Source organism: Amycolatopsis sp. NPDC051372, assembly GCF_040682095.1.
GTDB lineage: Bacteria > Actinomycetota > Actinomycetes > Mycobacteriales > Pseudonocardiaceae > Amycolatopsis.
On the sequence record NZ_JBFBAF010000001.1, the window covers coordinates 554,639 to 569,837 of the forward strand.

Consider the following 15,199-nt stretch of genomic DNA (forward strand, 5'->3'; position numbering starts at 1 on the left):
GAACCCATGCTCATCGCCGATCGCTACGAGGTCGACGAGCTGCCGCTGGGCCGCGGCGGGATGGGCGCGGTGCACCGCGGGCACGACCGGCGGCTCGACCGGCGCGTCGCCATCAAGCTGCTGCGCCTGCCCGGCCGCGACGAAGAGCTCGAAGAACGCTTCGCCCGCGAAGCCCGCATCCTCGCGACGCTCGACCACGCCGGCGTCCCCACGCTGTACGACTTCGGCACCCACGACGACCGGTTGTTCCAGGTCATGCAGTTCGTCGATGGCGTCACGGTCGCCGACCTCCTCGCCGAGCACGGCCCGCTTCCGGTGCCGTGGGCCGCGGCGATCGCGGCGCAGACGGCTGCCGTGCTGGCGGCGGCCCACGCCCGGTCCGTCTGCCACCGCGACCTCAAGCCCGCCAACCTCATGCTGTGCCCCGATGGCAGCGTGAAGGTGATGGACTTCGGCCTCGCTGTGCTGCGCGAAGCCGACGTCGCCCGCTTCACGCGCGCCGGTCAGCTGCTGGGTACGCCGTCGTACATGGCGCCGGAGCAGATCCAGCGCGGCCTCGCGGAGCCGCGGAGCGACCTGTACGCGCTGGGCTGCGCGTTGCACGAGATGCTCACCGGTCGACAACTCTTCACCGGGCCCACCGCGTACGCCGTGTTCGAGAAGCAGGTGAAGGACGCGCCCGCCACCGTGCCGGGGATCCCCGCCGCGCTCAACGCCCTGCTCGCGGCGACCCTCGCGAAGGACCCGGCGGACCGCCCGTCCGGCGCCGACGCGTTGTACACGCGCCTGGGCCCGTTCGTCCGTGATCTGCCGCCGTTGCCGGGTTTCCTGCACACGGTGCCGAGTCCCGCGCGGATGTACGCGCGCGTGGTGGCGCAAGTCCGAGGATGACGAAAACCTCCCGGCCCGCGTGCGGTCGGGAGGATTTCGCGGCGAACGCGTCAGGCCCGCACCGTCGACCGGCTCTGCTCGGCCAGCGGCAGGCCGCGCTGCTGGATGCGGTAGTAGGTCAGCGCGTTCTGGACGCCGATGCTCAGGCCCAGCGTCAGCAGGATCGACGCCGAGGTGAGACCGCTGCCGAAGCCCAGGTAGCCGCCGAGGAAGCCGAAGCCGACGCGGGCGCCGATGGTCGCGAGCCACAGCACGAGGGTCCGCGCCGAGCCCTTCTGGAACGTCGTGGTGCCGCGCGCCGTGAGCGTCGTGCTGGCGCTGCGGGCGAGGCCAAGCACGACCAGCACCGCGATGTCCGCGCCGAGCAGCACGAGTTCGCCGGTGCTCGCCTTCGGCAGCGCCTGGGCCGTGGTGAACACCCCGATGGCGGTGAGCACGAGCGGGATCGTGACCAGCGACTTCCGGCTCAGCAGCGTGCCGCGCAGCTGCTTGTAGACCACGCGGTAGAGGACGAGGGCCGCGATGGCGAGGTAGGCGAGGATGGTCAGCGGGTTCATCGGGGGCTCCTTGGTCGGTGGTGACACCCAGATTCGTCCTTCCGACCTGCCGTTTCGTCGGCTCACGGGCGGGTCCCGGGTGGATCCTCGCGTCCACCCGGGGGTGGAGCCGCGCCGAAATCGTGACCTTGGGGCCGCAACCACCACCGGGGGACGGTCGTCTATCCCCGTGACAAGCTCGACTGACGAGTTCGACCCTGGGGGTACCGGATCGTGAAGAGGCTTCTGGTGGGGATCGCGGCCGTGGCCGGCGCGTTCGTGCTCGCCGCGTGTTCCGGCGGCGGTGCGTCGCCCGCCAACGTGACCGGCGGCGGCGCGGTGGAGGCCGGTGCCGGCGGCGGCGCGCCGACGACCTCGGTGGCCGCGTCGAGCAGCGCGCCCGCGACCACGAGCAGCGCCCCGGCCACCACCAGCTCGCCGGCCACGAGCACGTCGAAGCCCAAGCCGACGAGCACCAAGCCGACCAGCACCAAACCGAAGCCCGCCACGACCAAGCCGAAGCCGGCGACGACCACGGCCAACGTGCCGTGCGCCAAGGCCGCCGCCGCGTCGGGCACGGCCGCGTGCGTGGACATCTCGGCGCACAAGGCGTGGCTGCTGCGGGATGGCAAGGTGATCTACGGCCCCGTCTCGATGCTGCCGGGCCGCAAGGGCTACGCGACGCCGACGGGCTCGTTCCGCGTGCTGTCGAAGGAGAAGATGCACTACAGCCGCGAGTTCGACAACGCGCCCATGCCGAACTCGGTCTTCTTCTACCCCGGCGACGCCTTCCACACCGGCAGCCTGAAGACGTACTCCCACGGCTGCGTGCACCTCTCGGCGACGTCGTCGCTCAAGTTCTTCAACACCCTCCACGTCGGCGACGTCGTGCAGGTCGTGCCCTGACGGGTGGGTGAAACGCGAAGTGGGGGCGCCGGTCGAACCGGCGCCCCCACTTCTTTTGTTTACCATTTGGGGCGGGCTCAGGTGTTCGAATCTTCACAGCGTTCGCAGTCCGGGTGACATTCGTGGTCCGGTGCGGGTGCTTAACGCGATTCACCCGGATGTGGTAACGACGTCCTCTTCGTGAGCGATAACCGATCACTCACGAAGGGGCACCGAATGGCCTGGAACAAGCTCCGCTCGCTGCTGACGGCCACCGCGCTGGCCGTGGCGCTGGTCCCGATCACGGCGTCCGTAGCGGTGGCCGACGACGTCGCGCCGACGTTGCCCGCCGGCTTCGTGCTGCGGGACACGCCCACCGGGCTCTCGCCCTACGACTTCACCGACTTCGCGTGGCTGCCCGACGACAGCGTGCTGGCGCTGGGCAAGAGCGGTGCCGTCAACTGGGTCCCGGCAGACGGCTCGGGCGCCCCCGTGCGGATCGCGAACTTCCCGGTCGAGACACAGGGCGACATGGGGCTCACGAGCGTCGCGCTCGCCCCGGACTACGCGGCCTCGCACCAGATCTACCTCAACCGGGCCGTGAGCACGGGCGGCGGCCAGTACCTGCTGCGCGCCGCGCGCTTCACCGTGACCCTCGACGGTTCGGGCCACCCCACCGGGCTCACCGGCGAGAAGGTGATCTTCGAGCTGCCCGGCAGCCAGTACTACATCCACGGCCTCGACACCGTGATCCCCGCGCCCGACGGCACGCTCTGGTACTCCGTGGGCGACAACGGCGACGCGGGCAAGACCAACGAGGTCGCTTTCGCGGCGCTGGACCTCGACTCGCCGTCCGGCAAGATCCTGCACCTCACTCCGGACGGCAAGGGTGTGCCGAGCAACCCGTACTACACGGCTTCGGCCCCGGATTCCACGCGCAGCAAGGTGTTCGCGAGTGGCTTCCGCAACCCGTTCCGCTTCACGCTCGATCCGAAGAGCGGACTGCCTGTGGTGGGCGACGTCGGCTGGTTCCTGTGGGAAGAGATCGACGTGGTGCAGCCCGGCGCGAACCTCGCGTGGCCGTGCTGGGAGGGCAACCACCCGACGCCCGGCTACAGCACCGACGCCCGCTGCGCCCACGTCGTGAACACGCCGCCGCTGTGGGAACACCAGCACGGCACGGGGCCGGCGAACGGCAACAGCGTCACCGGCGGTGTTGTCTACAATGGAACGACCTACCCGGCCGCGTACCAGGGCGCGTACTTCTTCGGTGACTACGCGGGCCAGAAGCTGTGGACGCTCAAGTACAACGCGCAGGGCGCCCTCACGCAGGCGCCGGCGAACCCGCCGCCGTTCGCGAACATCGGCGGCGTCACGCGAATCTCCGCGGCACCCAACGGCGACATCGTGTTCGCCGACCTCAACGGCAGCCGCCTGCGCCGCCTGAGCTACTCGACGAACAACGCGGCGCCGGTCGCGGTGGCGACGTCGTCGACCGATCCCGACACTCGCACGGTTTCCTTCGACGCCAGTGGTTCCTACGACTTCGATGGCGACGCGCTCACCTACACCTGGAACTTCGGCGACGGCACCACGGCGACGGGTGTCGCGGCGAGCCACCAGTACGGCGCGGGAGCGTCGTTCACGGCCACGCTCACCGCCCAGGACCCCTTGGGTGCCAAGGGGCCCACGACGGTCGCGGTCGCGCCGGGCAACCATTCGCCGGACCTGGAACTGTCCACTCCGGACAAGACGTTCGCCGTCGGGGAGCCGCTTTCGCTGACCGCCACGGCCACCGACGAAGAGGACGGCACCCTGCCCGTCACGTGGACGTCGCTGATCCGGCACTGTCCCGACCTCGGCGTGTGCCACGTGCACCCCGACGACGGTGCCACCGGGCCGTCGCTCTCCGTGCCGTTCACCGACCACACCGACTCGCGCATGGAGTTCACCGCGACGGTCACCGACAGCGCCGGTGTGAAGGCGAGCAAGACCTACGTCGCCATGCCGCGCCAGCACCGGCTCACCCTCGTGAGCACGCAGCCGGCCGCGCTCAGCATCCCCAGCGAGGGTGGGGTGAGCAGCGCGATGGTCACCGAGGGCGCGACCTTCGACGTGACGGCGGCGCCGCTGGGCAGCGACGGAGCGTCGAAGTTCACCGGCTGGCAGGACGGGCCGGCCACCGCTTCGTGGTCGATCACCGTCGGCGCGGGCGACACGACGCTGACCGCGAACTACGCCACCGCGATCGACCAGCGTTACGCCGCGGAACCCGCGCTGCGCACGCTCGTCGGCGCGGCGACCGGTCCTGAGGTGGTCGACGGCCCGGTGCACTACCGCCCGTACGCCAACGCCCGCCTGTACTGGACTGCGGCCACCGGCGTGCGCGAGATCGGTGGTCAGATCCTCGCCGAGTACCTCGCGATCGGCGGCCACCAGGCTTACGGGCCGCCGGTGACCGACGAGACGCCGACTCCCGACGGTGTCGGCCATTTCAACCACCTGCAGGGCACGCCGGGCACGCAGGCGGCGTCGATCTACTGGACGCCGTCGACGGGCGCGCACTCGATCCAAGGCCTGATCCGCGCGAAGTGGGCGGCGCTGGGCTGGGAAAAGAGCATGGGCTACCCGATCAACGACGAGGCCGGCACGCCCGACGGAGTGGGCCGCTACAACCACTTCAGCGGCGGCGGCTCGATCTACTACACCGTGGCCACGGGCGCGCACTGGATCAACGGGGCGATCAAGCAGAAGTGGGCCGCGTACGGCTGGGAACGCGTCCTCGGTTATCCGACCACGGACGAATCGGTGACCCCGGACGGCGTCGGCCGGTACAACCACTTCACCGGTGGCGCCTCGATCTACTGGACGCCGTCGACGGGGGCGCACGAGATCGGTGGCGCGATCAAGCAGAAGTGGGCCGCGTACGGCTGGGAACGCGGCTTCGGCTACCCGACCACGGACGAAACCGCGACGCCCAACGGGGCCGCGCGCTACAACCACTTCACCGGCAACGCGTCGATCTACTGGAGCCCGGCGACGGGCGCGCACAACGTGAAGGGCGAGATCCGCAAGCGCTGGGCCGCGCTCGGGTGGGAGAAGTCGTACCTGGGACTGCCGACGTCGGACGAGTACCGCTACGGCACCGGCTACCGCAGCGATTTCGAGGGCGGGTACATCGTGTGGACGCCGGCTGGCGGCCCGGTGGACCGGCACTGGTGAGTGGTGGAGGTCACCCACGCCGGGAGCGGCGGCGTGGGTGATCTGTCCATTGTGGCGTTCCGAAGGGTGGGAATTGCCCGCAAAGCCGGGAAGTAAGGAACTTTCAGACAAGGGTTCGTGAGGTACCTTCGCGGAAGATCACCAGAGAGGTCTTCCATGCGCAAGTTCGCCCTGGCCGCCGTCGCCGGCGTTGCCGCCCTCACCGCGTTGTTCGCGCCCGCCGTCGCGTCCGCCACCCCGGCCCGGGGTGTCAGCGCGACCGTCGTCGCACAGTGGACGGTCGGCAACACCGACTACGTGCTCCGCAAGATCACGATCGCCCCCGGTAGCCCCACCAGCCCCGGCACTACCGGCTGGCACAGCCACGAAGGCAACCTGTACGGCAAGGTCCTCTCCGGGACGCTGACCCACTACAAGTCCGACTGTTCCGTCGACGGGGTTTACAACAAGGGCGACAGCATCATGGAACCCGCCGGCGCCGACCACGTCCACGAAGGACGCAACGAAGGCACCACGCCGATGGTGCTCGAAGTCCTCTACGTCCTGCCCCACGCCGCGCCGCTCTCGGATGACGCGCCGAACCCGGGCTGCAGCTTCGACTGACCCGCACCGGAACCGGGGGTGCCGCGGTCGGGGCGGCACCCCCGGTTCCCGCGGCTCAGAGCAGGTCGGCGGGCCGCGTGCCCTTCGAGGTGAGCGGCAGGCCGAGCGCGACGCGTTCGGTCAGCCAGCTGCTCGGTCGGTAGCGCGGGTCCCCTGTGGACTGGTACAGGCCCGCGAGGACGCGTAGCACCTTGTCCGGACCGACGAGGTCGCCCCATTCCAGGGGGCCGCGCGGGTAACCGAGGCCGAGGCGGACGGCGGTGTCGATGTCGGCCGGGTCGGCGAGGTTCTGGGCAGCGATGTAGCACGCCGTGTTGACGATCGAAGCCAGCAAGCGTTGCGCGACGGGTGCGGGGCCGTCCTGGACGATGGTCACCGGTTGGCCCGTGGCGGCCAAAGCGCCCCAGGCGGCGCGGCCCGCGGCGGGGTCGAGTCCCGGGTGGACGGACAGGGTGAGGCGGCCTTGGTAGCCGCTCAAGGCGTCCACGCCGCAGACGCGCGATGCGGGCAGGCCGGCTCGGGCGGCGGCGTCCAAAGTGGACTCGCCGCGCAAGGCCACCAGCAGCACGGCGTCGGGGTACGCGTCGGCGACGACCTGCACGCCGGCGGCGGTGAGCAGGCGGCCGAGGCGTTCCTCGGCGGTGAACACGGGCTTGTCCGGGGCCGGCGGCGCAGCCGGTTCGGGCGTGACCTCCTGCTTGCCGTCGACGTAGCGGTAGAACCCCTCGCCGTTCTTGCGCCCGAACAGCCCCGCCGCCACGCGCGGGCGCGTCAGCCACGACGGGCGCAGCCGCGGCTCGGAGTGGAAGCCGCTCCAGATGCTTTCGAGCACGGCGTGGGAGACGTCGAGGCCGGTCAGGTCGAGCAGCTCGAACGGCCCGAGCTTGAGCCCCAGCACGTCGCGCGCGATGCGGTCGACGTCCGCCGGCTCGGCGACCGACTCGGACAGGATCTGCAGGGCCTCGGTGTTCAGGCCGCGTCCGGCGTGGTTGACCAGAAAGCCCGGCGCGTCCTTCGCGAGCACGGGTTCGTGGCCCCAGCGGCGCACCAGTTTCAGTGCCTCTTCGGGCAGCCACTCGACCGTGCGGACGCCGGGGACGACCTCGACCAGCCGCATCAGCGGCACGGGGTTGAAGAAGTGCAAGCCGATCACGCGCGTCGGGTCGCTCAGGCCCGCCGCGATCTCCGTGACCGACAGGGAGCTCGTGTTGGTGGCGAACACCGTGTCAGGCCGGCAGACCTGCTCGAGCTTGCCGAACAGCACACGCTTGGCCTCGAGGTCCTCGCGCACGGCCTCGATCACGAGGTCCACGTTCCCGGCCGGCGCGGACGGCGCGTCCACCATCACCAGGCGCTGCTTGGCGGCGCGCCCCTCGGCCTCGGAGAGGCGGCCCTTGGTGACCAGCTTGTCGAGCATGCCGTGGACGTAGTCCAGCGCCGAGCGCACCGCGTCGAGGTCGAGGTCGGCCAGCTCGACCGTGACCCCGCCGGTCGCGGCGAGCTGGGCGATGCCGCGCCCCATCACGCCGGTCCCGACCACCCGGACCCTGCTGACCCGCTCGGCCCATCCCGCCACGTCGAACCACCTTCCCCGCGAAGTCGTTACGGGCGAACGTACCGTCTCTCCGCCGTCGATGAACCGTTCTGGGAGGGCTAGTTCACAGCTTCCCCGGGCCTCACAGCCCCACGAAGTCGGCCATCTGTCCGGTGAGGTGCTCGAAGTAGGCGTCGGACGGGTCGACGCTGCCCACGTACTGCCCGAACAGCTCGAAGCTGATCGCGCCGAACAGCTGTGTCCACGCGCCGATCAGCCGCGTCACGACCTCGGGTGGCGCGTTCGCGCCCAGGTCCCGGGCCAGACCCTCGGCCTGCCCGCGCAGCTCGGCGGACATCGGCGCCGTGACGGCCGGCTCGTGCGGGTCGGCCTCGAGCAGCACCTTCGCCATCGCCTGCGCCACGCGCGCGGCGGGCACGATCGTGTCCTGCGGCGCCTGGTAGCCGGGAATCGGCGAACCGTAGATCAGCGCGTACTCGTGCGGGTGCGCCTTGGCCCACGCGCGGGTGGCCTGCCAGACGGCGCGCCAGCGCTCGCGCGGGCCGCCGGTGCCCGGGTCGGCTTTCTCCGCGGCCTCGCCGACGGCGTCGTAGGCGTCGATGATCAGCTCGGTGAGCAGCCGGTCGCGGCTGGGGAAGTAGCGATACAGCGCCGAGGACACCATGCCCAGCTCACGCGCGACCGCGCGCAGCGACAACCCGTGCGCGCCGACCTCGGCCAGCTGGCGGCGGGCTTCGTCCTTGATCTCCCGAGTCAGCTCGGCGCGGGCGCGTTCGCGGGCGGTCCTGGTGGCGGTCATGGGGACCAGTGTGCCACTTCGAGAGCGTTGCACAAGATGGAGAGCACTGCTCTTGACGCTGAGCGCGGCGTGGTGTTCACTGATCTCAACAGAGAGCAGTGCTCTCGAAGAACTGGAGGTCCTGAGATGAACACCGAGAAGCGCTACATCAAGCCCGCCAAGGCCACCAACTCGTTCAACAACTTCGTGCAGTGGCTGACCAAGCGGGGTGTGAGCGTGGTGGGCAGCCGTGTGCTGATGGTCCGCGGCCGCAAGACCGGCGAGATCCGCGAGGTGCCGGTGAACCTGCTGCCGTTCGAGGGCGGCCGCTACCTGGTCGCGCCGCGCGGCGAGACGCAGTGGGTGCGCAACCTGCGCGTGGCCGGCAAGGGGCAGCTGCGCGTCGGCAAGCGTGTGGAGGGTTTCACCTACCGCGAGCTGACCGATGACGAGAAGCCCGTGCTGCTGCGCGCGTACCTCAAGCGCTGGAAGTTCGAGGTCGGCGTGTTCTTCGACGGGGTGGACGCCAAGGCGCCGGAGGAGAAGCTGCGCGAGATCGCGCCGGGCTACCCCATCTTCGAGCTGATGCCCGCCTGAACTACTTCTTCGTGGTCCGCCGAGCTGTGGCGGCCACGACCACGACCCCGACGAGGATCGCGACCAGCCCGATCAGGAACCACAGCTTCTGACCGGTCATGAAACTGCCGGTGATGACGCCGGCGCCCTGCAGGACCCAGACGGCCCCCACCAGCACCAGCACCGCGCCGATGGCCAGCGTGATCCAGCGTTTCACAGGTTCCTCCTAGGTGGCCTCTTTCGCGACCAGGTCGTTGCGGTAGGCGTAGACGACGGCGTGCACGCGGTCGCGCAGACCGAGCTTCGCGAGCACGCGCGAGACGTGCGTCTTCACAGTCTCCTCGCCGACGTGAAGCTGGCGTGCGATCTCCGCGTTGCTGCGCGCGTCGGCGATGAGAAGGAGCACCTCGCGTTCACGGGACGTGAGCCGCGCCAGCTCCGGCGGCTCGGCGGCGCGGGGCTCGAGGCTGGCGGCGAAACCGGCCACGAGCCGGCGCGTGACGGACGGGTCGATCAACGCGTCACCCCTCGCCGCGACGCGCATGGCGGCCACGAGCTCCTCGGGGGCCAGGCTCTTGAGCAGGAAGCCGCTGGCGCCGGCGCGCAGGGCGCGGTAGACGTACTCGTCGGCGTCGTACGTGGTCAGGACCAGCACGCGGGTGTCGTTGCCGGGGGTGGCGAGGATGGCTTCGGTGGCGGCGAGGCCGTCGAGGCGGGGCATGCGGACGTCGAGGACCGCGACGTCCGGCTTGAGGCGCTGGGTTTCCGCCACAGCTTCACGCCCGTCGGCCGCTTCGCCGACGCACTCGAAGTCGGGCTGCGTGTCGAGGAGGGCGCGCATGCCGGAGCGGAACATGGCGTGGTCGTCGGCGAGCAGCACGCGGATCATGCGACCTCCTGTGTCTTGCGGGCCGGCGCGATTGTGTGCTCATGCCACCTCCAGTGGGAAGCCGGCCTTGACCTGCCAAGTGTTGTCTTTTTGTCCGTAGGTGACCTCGCCGCCGAAGAGCGTCACGCGCTGGCGGATGCCGGCGAGGCCGCGGTGGGCGCCGTCGCGTGGTGTTGCGGGCCGGCCGGTTTCGTTGGTGACGGTCAGGACGATCTCCGTGCGCCGGTGGTCCAGCTCCAGCTCGACGGGCCCGGTGCCGTGGCGCAACGCGTTCGTGAGCGCTTCCTGCGCGATGCGGTAGAGGGCGACGTCGAGTGAGCCGGGGACTTCGCGGACGTCGCCGTGCACTGTGAGGCGCACGGGCAGACCCGTTGCGCGGACGGTGTCGAGCAGCTCGTCGAGGTTGTCCAGCCCGGGCTGCGCGGCTTCGTCGCCGCGCGCGTGCAGCAGATCCAGCAGGCGGCGCAGGTCGGCCATCGCGGAGCGGCTCGCGGACTCGACGGCTCCGAGCGAGGTCCGGACCGGGCTGTTTCCCTCGGGCAGCCCGAGCCTCGCCGCGCCGGCGTGCACGCCGATCGCGCTGACGTGGTGGGAGATCACGTCGTGCAGATCGCGGGCGATGGTCTCGCGCTCTTCGAGAACGGCCCGGTGAATGGCTTCGGCTTCGTGCCTCCGGCGCTCTTCGGCTTCGCGCTCCAGGTCGGCGATGTACGCGCCGCGGGCCGTCGTGTACCGCCCGACGAGCCACGGCAGCACCGCCGAGACGGCCATGCTGATCGCGATGAGCGCCGGGTTCGAACCCCGGCCACCGCCGAGCAGCTCTCCCGCGCCGACGCCCGCCAGCGTCGCCGCCAGCGCCACCACCGCCGGCCCCACCCGCAACCACGCCCCGGCCCGATACCCGGCGACGAGGATGCCCGCGTTGTTGCCGACTACGAATCCGGTGCAGGTGCAGAGGAGCAGCGGGGCGGCGACGAAAAGTGCGGCGTGACCGGCTGCTACCCAACCGGAGTACCTGGCCGCTCCGGCCAGCGCTCCGTCCACGATGACCGCGCCGGCGAGGACCACCCAGCCCCGCCAGCCGGCTTCGGGAAGGGGGCCGCGGAGGGTGAAGAGGGAGACGTCGCAGACCAGGCAGACGAGGGCTACCAGCAGTGATTGCCGCGCCAGTGACCCGTTGATGTCGCGCACTCGGCCAACTTACGCATCGGTGGCGGGGTTTTGGTGTGGTTTGGGGAGGGGGTGCGTGTTTGGAGGTGTGGGGTTGGTTGTGCGGGGTTGGTGTCTCGGGGTTGGCTTCGCGAGGGGACTGGTGGGGTCGGGTTGGTTGAGTGGTGGGACCAGTCGTGCCTGGGTTGGCTGCTGCGAGTGGACCGGTGGGGCCGGGTTGGCTGCGTGAGTGGGCCGGTGGGGCCGGGCTGGCTGCGTGAGTGGACCGGTGGAGCGGGGTTGGCTGCCCCAGTGGGCCGGTGGAGCGGGTTGGCTGCCCGAGTCGAGCGGTCGGGCCGGGCTGGCCGCGCGAGTGGACCGGTCGGGCGCCTCGGCCGGTGGGGCCAGTCGCGCCGAGTTTGCTACGCGAGTGGACCAATCGTGCCGTCTTAGGGCGCGAGTGGACCGGTCAGGCCGGTTCCGCGGCGCCAGTGGGCTTTCCACGCCGGGCCGCCGCGCCAGTGAACCGGTCGCGCCGGCTCGATGGTGCGGAGAGGACTGATCATGCCGGGATTACCGCGCCACGGGACCCGTCGTGCCGGACCTGCCGCGCGAAGGGACCGGTCGCGCCGGGTTCGTGGTGAGTGGACCGGACAGGTCAGGCAGGGCGGAGGCGCGGGTGGACCGGTCGTGCATGGTCGGCGGGGTGAAGGGACCAGCGGGATCAGGCCCTTGGTGCGAGTGACCGGTCGTGCTGGAGAGCGCGAGTGGACCGGTCGCGTCCGGTCGGCGGGGAGGGGACCATCGGGGCCAAGTCAGCCGCGCGAGTGGACCCGTCGGGTCAGTTCTGTGGGGCGAGTGGACCGTTCGTGCGGGAGTCCGTGTTGCGAGTGGACCGGTCGGGCACCTCGGCCGGGACCAGTCGCGCCGAGTTTGCTGTGCGAGTGGACCGGTCGTACCGAAAACGCCGGCGCCGGCGTCACCTCCCGATGGCGGTCGGGGAGGTGACGCCGGCGCCGGCGTCTGGGGAGCCGGGGCAGTTGCCGTAGCGGCGGCGGCCCTGTCCGGTGCCGCCCGGTTGGCCGCTGCGTTGGGTGGCGGCGGCGGCGGATTGCAGGGAGGTGGCGGTGGCGGTGGTGCCGTTGACCTTGGCGATGACGGTGACGTTGTCGCCGGTTTTGGGGGTCGTGGCGGATTTCTGGGTGGACGAGTCGAGGACGTAGGTCTGTTTGTAGCCGTCCTTGCTGGTCAGGGTGACGGACGTCGCGCTGATCTCGGTGATGGCGCCGGTCTGGAGGCGTTCGGTGGTGTAGCCGCCGGCGGGGTCGGTGACGACGAAGTCGCCGTGGAGGGCGTCGCGCAGGGCGGCAGCGCCCCCGAAGCCCCCGAAGCCGCCCGGGCCGCCGCGGCCGGCGAAACCGCCCGGGCCGCCCTGACCACCGGGGCCGCCGAAGCCGCCAGGGCCCTGCTGTGCCGAAGCGTCATTGGAGCTCGTGCCCGCCCAGATCGCGAGGCCGCCGCCCACGGCGATGACCACCGCGACGCCCGCGGCGATCGCCGTTTTGCGGCCCGACCACGACTTCTTCGGGGCCGCCGGTGGCTCGCCGCCAGGTGCGCCCCAGGTGGCGCCCTGTGCTGGATCCGTCGTCATGGTGTTTTCCTCCGGGTCTTGACTGTCCGACCGAGAGTCGCGGCCGCCGCTGTGCGGGAGCTGTGTCCGGAGTGGGTTGAGGCTGTGCAAGGGGGCCACGAACGGCTGAACACGCGCACAGGAAACGCACAGTCACCGCACAGCTCGGCCTGAACACCGGGCCCGAGGATGGCACCATGAGCAGTATGAACGCGACGTCGCCCGGCCGGGGCAAGGACGAGCTGCGCCGCGCCGACGGCAGCCCGGTGCGCGTGCTGGTGGTGGACGACGAGTCGACGCTGGCCGAGCTCGTCGCCATGGCGCTGCGCATGGAGGGCTGGGAGGTGCGCAGCGCGGGCGATGGCACGGAGGCCGTCCGCGTGGCGCGCGACTTCCGGCCCGACGCGGTGGTGCTCGACGTGATGCTGCCCGACTTCGACGGCCTCGAGGTGCTGCGCCGCATGCGCGCCGAGGCGCCGTTCCTGCCGGTGCTGTTCCTCACCGCCAAGGACGCCGTCGAAGACCGCATCGCCGGCCTCACCGCGGGCGGCGACGACTACGTCACCAAACCCTTCAGCCTCGAAGAGGTCGCGCTCCGGCTGCGTGCCCTCCTCCGACGCGCCAACGGGGTCACGGGCGCCAGCGGCTCACAGCTCGTGGTCGGCGACCTGACGCTCGACGAGGACAGCCGCGAGGTCCACCGCGGCGGTGACCTCGTGCCGCTCACCGCCACGGAGTTCGAGCTGCTGCGCTACCTCATGCGCAACCCCAAGCGCGTGCTGAGCAAGGCGCAGATCCTCGACCGCGTGTGGAGTTACGACTTCGGCGGCCAGGCCAACATCGTCGAGCTCTACATCTCCTACCTGCGCAAGAAGATCGACGCCGACCGCGAGCCCATGATCCACACGATGCGCGGCGCGGGGTATGTCCTCAAGCCCGCCGGCTGACGCGCCCCCGGGCCGTGCGCGCCGGCCGTGGTCGCTGCGGCGCCGGCTGATCGTGCAGCTGGCGGCGCTGCTGGCGCTCGTCTGCCTGGTGGTCGGCGTGGTCACGGAGTTCGCGCTGCAGGACTTCCTGGTCGGCCAGCTGGACAAACGCCTCGCCGCGGCGACCGACCGCGGCTTCCGCAGCGGCGACCGTCCACCGTGGATCTACGGCGACAAACCGCCACCCGACCCGCTGCGCGTGCTGGGCCAAGGCGACGGCACGCTCGCCGTCCAGGTCCACAACGGCGCTGTGCGCGCGGCCGTGCTCAACTTCGGCTCCGCCACGCCGTCGAAGGTCAAGCCGCCGCTGCAGTCGGTCTCCACCGCGCAGCAGAAGATGCTGCTCGGCCTGCCGCCCGACGGTCACCGCCGCACGATCGACCTCGGCGGCGACCTCGGCGAGTACCGGGTGATCGCGTCGTTCTCCCCGTCGGGTGACTTCTCGGTGGTCGGCCTGCCGCTCTCGGACGTCACGGACACGTTGTGGCGCTTGGGGTTCATCTTCGGCGGCGTCGCGCTCGGCGGCATCATCGTGGCCGGCGTCGCGGGCGCCGTCACGATCCGGCGCACCATGGCGCCGCTCGACCGGCTCGCCGCCACCGCGTCGCGCGTCTCGGAGCTGCAACTCGACCGCGGTGAAGTGGCGCTGTCGGAGCGGGTGCCCGAAGTGGACACCGACCCGCGCACCGAGGTCGGCAAGGTCGGCTTCGCGCTCAACCGCATGCTCGGCCACATCGCCAACGCGCTGAAAGCCCGCCAGGCCAGCGAAAGCCGCGTGCGCCAGTTCGTCGCCGACGCGAGCCACGAGCTGCGCACGCCGCTGGCCGCCATCCGCGGCTACGCGGAGCTCACGCGCCGCAGCAAGGAGCCGGTGCCGCCCGACGTCGCGTTCGCCATGAACCGCGTCGAGTCCGAGTCGGCGCGCATGACGACGCTGGTGGAGGACCTGCTGCTGCTCGCCCGGCTCGACTCCGGCCGACCCGTCGTGCCCGAGCCGGTGGACCTCTCGCGCCTGGTGGCCGACGCCGTCGCCGACTCCCACGTGGCCGGCCCTGACCACAAGTGGCGGCTCGAGGCGCCCGGCGAGCCGATCAGCGTCCTCGGCGACGCCGGCCAGCTGCACCAGGTCGTGCTCAACCTCCTGGGCAACGCCCGCACCCACACCCCGCCCGGCACCACCGTGACCACCGGACTGTCCGCAAAGGACGGCTGGGTGCGGCTCTCGGTGCTCGACGACGGCCCCGGCATCCCGCCGGAAATCCTGCCGGAGGTGTTCGAACGCTTCGCCCGCGGCGACAACTCGCGCTCCCGCGCGGCCGGCAGCACGGGGCTCGGCCTGGCCATCGTCGCCGCCGTCGTGGCCGCGCACAGCGGTCGCGTTTCGGTGTTCAGTGAGCCCGGACGAACAGAGTTTGTCGCAATGTTCCCAGAGTTTCGTGACCCGGCTATCACTCGGTCGTGAATTTTTCACAGGACGTGCACAGCAAGCGCACATGCGA

14 protein-coding genes are annotated in these 15,199 nt (G+C 71.0%); 7 read left to right on the forward strand and 7 right to left on the reverse strand.

Annotated features, from left to right (window positions below; genetic code table 11):
• Positions 1-6 precede the first annotated feature (6 nt).
• Entirely contained in the window at positions 7-891 is an 885-nt protein-coding gene (locus AB0M56_RS02560) for a serine/threonine-protein kinase (RefSeq protein ID WP_364170186.1), read from the forward strand.
• 50 nt (positions 892-941) lie between these two features.
• On the opposite strand, the gene AB0M56_RS02565 is transcribed toward AB0M56_RS02560, so the two are convergent.
• On the reverse strand, positions 942-1,448 hold the full coding sequence (locus AB0M56_RS02565) for a hypothetical protein (protein ID WP_364170189.1): 507 nt from the start codon (positions 1,446-1,448) through the stop codon (positions 942-944).
• 213 nt (positions 1,449-1,661) lie between these two features.
• On the opposite strand from AB0M56_RS02565, the gene AB0M56_RS02570 reads away from it, so the two are divergent.
• From AB0M56_RS02570 to AB0M56_RS02580, 3 genes are all read left to right on the forward strand, one after another.
• Positions 1,662-2,333 carry a L,D-transpeptidase gene (locus AB0M56_RS02570; RefSeq protein ID WP_364170192.1) on the forward strand — a complete coding sequence of 224 codons (672 nt, stop codon included), beginning with the start codon at positions 1,662-1,664 and terminating at the stop codon, positions 2,331-2,333.
• 216 nt (positions 2,334-2,549) lie between these two features.
• On the forward strand, positions 2,550-5,534 hold the full coding sequence (locus AB0M56_RS02575) for a PQQ-dependent sugar dehydrogenase (protein ID WP_364170195.1): 2,985 nt from the start codon (positions 2,550-2,552) through the stop codon (positions 5,532-5,534).
• A 156-nt stretch (positions 5,535-5,690) separates the two neighbouring features.
• Complete coding sequence (locus AB0M56_RS02580; RefSeq protein WP_364170198.1) at positions 5,691-6,137, forward strand: cupin domain-containing protein; 447 nt, start codon at positions 5,691-5,693, stop codon at positions 6,135-6,137.
• Between the two features lie 55 nt (positions 6,138-6,192).
• On the opposite strand, the gene AB0M56_RS02585 is transcribed toward AB0M56_RS02580, so the two are convergent.
• Together AB0M56_RS02585 and AB0M56_RS02590 are read right to left on the reverse strand one after the other, a co-directional pair.
• Positions 6,193-7,713 carry a 3-hydroxyacyl-CoA dehydrogenase gene (locus AB0M56_RS02585; protein ID WP_364170200.1) on the reverse strand — a complete coding sequence of 507 codons (1,521 nt, stop codon included), beginning with the start codon at positions 7,711-7,713 and terminating at the stop codon, positions 6,193-6,195.
• Between the two features lie 100 nt (positions 7,714-7,813).
• Positions 7,814-8,491, reverse strand: coding sequence for a TetR/AcrR family transcriptional regulator (locus tag AB0M56_RS02590; RefSeq protein ID WP_364170203.1), 678 nt, complete (start codon positions 8,489-8,491; stop codon positions 7,814-7,816).
• Positions 8,492-8,617: 126 nt separating this feature from the next.
• Between AB0M56_RS02590 and AB0M56_RS02595 the strand changes: the two genes are divergently transcribed.
• On the forward strand, positions 8,618-9,067 hold the full coding sequence (locus AB0M56_RS02595) for a nitroreductase family deazaflavin-dependent oxidoreductase (protein WP_364170206.1): 450 nt from the start codon (positions 8,618-8,620) through the stop codon (positions 9,065-9,067).
• Position 9,068: 1 nt separating this feature from the next.
• Here the strand turns inward: AB0M56_RS02595 and AB0M56_RS02600 are convergent, their stop codons facing one another.
• From AB0M56_RS02600 to AB0M56_RS02615, 4 genes are all read right to left on the reverse strand, one after another.
• On the reverse strand, positions 9,069-9,263 hold the full coding sequence (locus tag AB0M56_RS02600) for a hypothetical protein (RefSeq protein ID WP_364170207.1): 195 nt from the start codon (positions 9,261-9,263) through the stop codon (positions 9,069-9,071).
• Between the two features lie 9 nt (positions 9,264-9,272).
• A complete protein-coding gene (locus AB0M56_RS02605) occupies positions 9,273-9,935 on the reverse strand; it encodes a response regulator transcription factor (protein WP_220244944.1) in 663 nt (220 codons plus the stop codon).
• A gap of 39 nt (positions 9,936-9,974) precedes the next feature.
• Entirely contained in the window at positions 9,975-11,126 is a 1,152-nt protein-coding gene (locus tag AB0M56_RS02610; RefSeq protein WP_364170210.1) for a histidine kinase, read from the reverse strand.
• Between the two features lie 937 nt (positions 11,127-12,063).
• Positions 12,064-12,735: a hypothetical protein gene (locus AB0M56_RS02615; protein WP_364170213.1), complete on the reverse strand. Its 672-nt coding sequence runs from the start codon at positions 12,733-12,735 to the stop codon at positions 12,064-12,066.
• 176 nt (positions 12,736-12,911) lie between these two features.
• Here AB0M56_RS02615 and AB0M56_RS02620 point away from each other — a divergent pair, with 176 nt between their 5' ends.
• Together AB0M56_RS02620 and AB0M56_RS02625 are read left to right on the forward strand one after the other, a co-directional pair.
• Entirely contained in the window at positions 12,912-13,661 is a 750-nt protein-coding gene (locus tag AB0M56_RS02620) for a response regulator transcription factor (protein WP_285971785.1), read from the forward strand.
• Positions 13,639-15,162 (forward strand): HAMP domain-containing sensor histidine kinase, encoded by a 1,524-nt coding sequence (locus AB0M56_RS02625; RefSeq protein ID WP_364170216.1) that lies wholly within the window; start codon positions 13,639-13,641, stop codon positions 15,160-15,162. Before AB0M56_RS02620 ends, AB0M56_RS02625 begins: the two co-directional genes overlap by 23 nt.
• The last annotated feature ends 37 nt before the right edge of the window (positions 15,163-15,199 follow it).